The following is a 4,705-nucleotide window of genomic DNA, read 5'->3' on the forward strand; positions in this document are numbered from 1 at the left end:
CTATTGGTGACTGGCTTATTCGCACTCCTGCAACTGTTATGATCTGGAAGGACAAAGGACGATCCCTGCTTCAGCATGACTGAATGTAATGCTTTCGGAACCGCAAAAGCCGTTATTCCTTCAAATCTTATTAAATATTTCAAGTGCAGTGATCGTGAACTGTGAAGATCACTATCGGATGAATCCGCCTTCTATCGGCATATTGAAGTTACGATGACCTGATTTCCAAATCTAGTACTGAAGATAAGATCCGATTCTTAAGAAGATAGATCTAGCTATAGAATTGATTTGTGGATGGCACGAGATGAACGGGCAGAGCAGTTCATTCCGAATCCTCAGAGCAGGAAATTGCTGGAGAGCGATTCTCGGACTTTGCATGTAACAAGTTTCAGTGATATGATTTATCAAGTTTCATGAGCAGTTTCATAACACACTCGCTGTCGAACTTCGTTTTATAGCATTGTATGCAGACTTCCCTTTTTTATTGATTATGAATAGTGCTGAAGAAAGAGTACCTCTTGTGGAAATTGGAAGCATTCAAGTTAGGAAATTTCGGCTTTTTCCGTGCATGGAAACAGATAGAAATCCGTCAAATCTGACTTAAAGGGGTGAGAGTAATGTCGAAATCGATACTTATGTTTGCTTTAGTTTTTTGCTTTGCTTTTTTACCGCTTGTTGGCTTATCGGGATCTGCAGAGTCGACAAACTCCGTAGCTGCTGAAGATCTTCACAGAGAAAGTGTGATAAGAAACGGAGATTTCACCTCCCCGATAGTTAACGATCAGGGAAACAGTCCTTACGAATGGTGGTTCTGGGAAGCCGGCAGATTTGGAGTTAGCGGCGCAATAGTCTCAAGTTTTGGTGTTGAAGACGGCTCGGTGTTCATAAATATTGAAGACGCCGGTCCCGAGCCATGGCATATCCAGTTTAATCAGTGGACGCACCTGGTACCCGAACAAAGCTATCTTGTCTCATTCAAAGCTCGAGCAGCTGCACCAAGGTCTATCAACGTGAAGATTTTGCAGACTCATGAGCCATGGACCAACTACTTCGCAGAGACCGTTGCACTTGGGGAAGAGTGGCAGACGTTTGAGTTCTACTATACCCACGGAAGGACTTCCGACGAAGTAGTCACGTTCGGTTTCGAACTTGGGAAGTCACTGGCAACGACCATCTTCTTCAGAGATGTCGTCGTAAAGCCCGTTGACAAGTCGGAGATTCCTGTGAAAGAGAAGGAGGCAGTTGACGAATCGGAGGCTATTGATTACTTCTTCGAAGAGGAAGAACCGGCAGAACTTGTAAGCAACGGTGATTTCAGCCTAGGAATCGCGAATGATCAGGCGAGCCTTCCCTTCGAGTGGTGGATATGGCAGGCGAGCACGTATAACATAAGCGGAGCTAAGGTGGCCGAGCATGGTGTGAAGGAAGGAGTTGCCTACCTTGTCCTTGAAGATGTCGGCGTGGAGTCATGGCATATTCAGTTCAATCAGTGGATAAGGATTAGACAGGGCGGTTCATACAAGATTTCAGTGATGGCGAAGGCGGACTCGTCCAGACCCATTTTCTTCAAGCTGGTGCAAACCGGAGCGCCCTACGGGCTTTACATGGAGCAAACTCTTAACCTGACAGAGGAGTGGCAGACTTTCGAGTTCGACTATCTTCATCCAGAAGATGGAGATCCTATAGTCACGCTCAGCATCGAACTGGGAAAGGAATTTCCTACTACGATCTACTTAGATAATGTTTCTATAAGACCGGTCCTTTCCGATTAGAGTAGAGGTATCTTATGGGCAATCTTGGAGATTGCCCAATATTTAGGTCTTTGTTGTAACAAGTTACATGATCTGATGGTCTTGTTTCATAATAAAACCCGGGAGGTGTACTTTTGTGAAGAAGAATCTCTTCTGTATTTCGGTGATTGTGATACTTCTTTTCGCAGGCTCTCTGTTTTCAAAGGCAACTATTTCAGTTTCCGTGTGGAGCTGGGACGTAGACAACTACAAGAAGCTCGTTGAAGAGTTCAACAAGTACTACCCAGATATCGAAGTCATTGTGCTGGCAAACGAACCGGATGTAAACGGCTTTCTCACGGCAAAGGTCGCTGCCAGGCAACCGCTCCCCGATGTGGTGGCCCAGTCGTGGGAGCCGCTCTCCTACCCGGTTTCTCAGGGCTGGGTCTATCCCCTGGACAGTTTTCTTGTCGACGATCCATACATCGAATTCGTTCCTGAAAGCGTCCGAGAAGCGTACAAGTACAATGAAAAAGTTTATGCTCTAGGAGAGAGGCTGCACTTCGAAGCGATAATTCTCAATCTCGATCTTCTTGAAAAACTGAATCTCCCCCAACCAAGCTACGAATGGAATGTGAATGAATTCAAGACCTACCTGAGAAGGGCAACAACGAGAGAGTACTCCGGCATAAACCAGCTATGGGAGTTCGATACCTTTATGGCCGCTGTGCTAAGTGAAAGGACGACTTTCTGGAGTTTTGACACGGCAAAGATGGAGTTCGATCTTGTAAAAGGCGGCTGGATCCCGGCCATTACGCTCCAGAAGGAGTTAAAGTCCGTTCCCGGTCTAGTTTCGGACGACCTGATAAACCAGGAACTCAGAAACCAGGGCGAGCTCGACGATTATCAGAGGAAGTTTGGAAGAGATGCAGACGCTTTCAGAGAGTCGAAGATTCTTGCCGGATTCGAGGCGACTTACGACTGGAGCTGGATAAGAACTCTGCCCTGGAACTTCGACTACTACCCGCTCCCGCAGAACTCCGAGATAGGCATGAGAATCCCGGTGCACATAAACTACACTTTCGTGACCTCCACAACGAAGTATCCGGAAGAGGCGTTTCTCTTTGCTCGTTTCCTGACATACGATCCCAGAGGAGTAATAGCGAGACTTGAAATGTACAGCCTGGAAGAAAATGATAGGCTGATCGATTGGTTTGTTCCGGCTACTATGCATCCCGATGTCTTGTCTTACTTTGAAGAGATGAAGATTCCAGATGGAGTGAAGTTCATGCTCAACAACCTGGACAAGACTGTGAGAATCGACATGTGGAAGACGGTTCCTGGATGGTATGAAGTCATCTGGGATGTGATATTCCCGGTAAACGAAAGGATAAGAAGCGGAGCCACTCAACCGCAAGCAGTCGCGGCCGAGACCCAGGAGAAGGCAAACCAGCTTATAAGAGAGAAGTGGCAGATCTTCGAGTCCAAGCTAATGCAAGCGGAACAGAACTTCCTTAAAATAAGGAAGCAGGTTGAAGGCAGATAGAACCCTGATTACGATCTGTGGGAGGCGAGTCGATTTCGTGCCGTAATACGCAACCCGCAGATCGATTTTCTTGCTTGTCAATTTCACTGTTAGTCACACGGAGGATTGAGAGTGTGCAAAAGCTATTCATCTGGACCATATCAGTCGTAGCCATCGCTTCTTCCATAATCTCCGTATTCTATGTGGTTGGCAGGAACCAGTACATGGAATACCAGGGATTGAAATTGGAGAGAGGGGTGGACTCGCATGTTTTGAGCGCCGCAGAGATCGAAACCATGCTTGAGGGTTTTCAGAATGCTTTTATGTATAGGACAGAAGATCCGGTGAGCACAAAGCTGATCAATAATGATTTTGATGTTGACGATGAGATTCTTCTCGAGATTGAGCTCGATAGAAGCGGTGATTTTCTTCTCTTTTGCCGCGTTTCATATCCCGAGAAAACGAATACTAATGGATTTCTCGAGGTGACCGTAAATGGCGATGACAATCACCTTATACTTCTAGACACTTTGAGTTACTACGATTTTGAAGCCAAGGCGCTTGACAGATACGGAAACGAGATCGTACCTGAGCAAAGGATTTATGACAAGCCTATCTACAGTTACTTCAAAGATGCAAAGAGGGTTTCCGGAGAACCGGTGGCGTTCTCTATGAAGGCCGGAATTAATACACTGCTGATAAGAAACCTCAGGAGCAGCTTTCATATAGATGAACTCTATGTTCTGCGCGATGAGTCATTCAGCGAGACCCCTGATTACGAAGATTACTTGAGGGATTCGAGCTATAAGGACGAGCAGGATATCGAAGATGAAAACATTGTTATCGAAGCCGAGAATCTGATCGGGAAATCCGATCTTGCCGTTTCTATAGTCAATCTCCAGACACCCTCTGTAACGCCCTATGAAGTGCTTAAGAAGAAAGTGAATGTGGTCAGCAGCAGCACTTTCAAGTACTCCGGGCAGATGATTACCTGGGTTGCTTACGTTCAAAAGGCCGGTTTTTACGGCCTCGCTTTCAGATACCAACAGTCTGAAAATCGTGGTATTCCGGTATTCAGAAGAATCTACATAAACGGGCGCATTCCTTTTTCCGAAGTTGCACAGTATCGCTTCGAGCCTACCGACGCAACTTGGAAAGACAAAGTCATCGCCGGCGAACAGGGAGAGCCTTATTATTTTTACCTTAACGAAGGAACAAACTACATCTCCTTAGAAGTGACGACGGGGATGTACGAAGATACAATAACCTTTCTGCAGAGAAGCGTAGCGCAGATTCAAGAAATTGCTCTGGACGTAAGAAAGCTAGTCGGAAACAATCTCGACAGAAACAGGACATGGAACATAGAGAAGTATATGCCCGAGGTAATAAGAGATCTGGATGCAATAGCCGATGAGCTGGAGGCCCGTTCTCAAAGCCTCATCGAAGTAGT

At 46.1% G+C, this 4,705-nt stretch carries 2 protein-coding genes and 1 pseudogene; all 3 read left to right on the forward strand.

Going from position 1 to position 4,705, the window contains the following annotated elements; translation table 11 throughout:
• Positions 1-617 precede the first annotated feature (617 nt).
• The gene (locus RJ60_RS14935) at positions 618-1,772 is read left to right on the forward strand and encodes a carbohydrate binding domain-containing protein (protein WP_103135274.1); all 1,155 of its coding nucleotides are present in this window, start codon (positions 618-620) and stop codon (positions 1,770-1,772) included.
• A gap of 115 nt (positions 1,773-1,887) precedes the next feature.
• Positions 1,888-3,276 carry an ABC transporter substrate-binding protein gene (locus RJ60_RS14940; protein WP_103135275.1) on the forward strand — a complete coding sequence of 463 codons (1,389 nt, stop codon included), beginning with the start codon at positions 1,888-1,890 and terminating at the stop codon, positions 3,274-3,276.
• A 113-nt stretch (positions 3,277-3,389) separates the two neighbouring features.
• Positions 3,390-4,705 (forward strand): annotated as a pseudogene (locus tag RJ60_RS14945) (ABC transporter substrate-binding protein); the annotation flags it as partial.

The sequence above is a fragment of the Mesotoga sp. B105.6.4 genome (genome assembly GCF_002896535.1).
In the GTDB taxonomy this organism is placed as follows: Bacteria; Thermotogota; Thermotogae; order Petrotogales; family Kosmotogaceae; genus Mesotoga.

Bases quoted from the DNA above. Each gene is read 5' to 3' on its own strand.
- RJ60_RS14935 (WP_103135274.1), top strand. From the start codon at position 618: ATGTCGAAATCGATACTTATGTTTGCTTTAGTTTTTTGCTTTGCTTTT.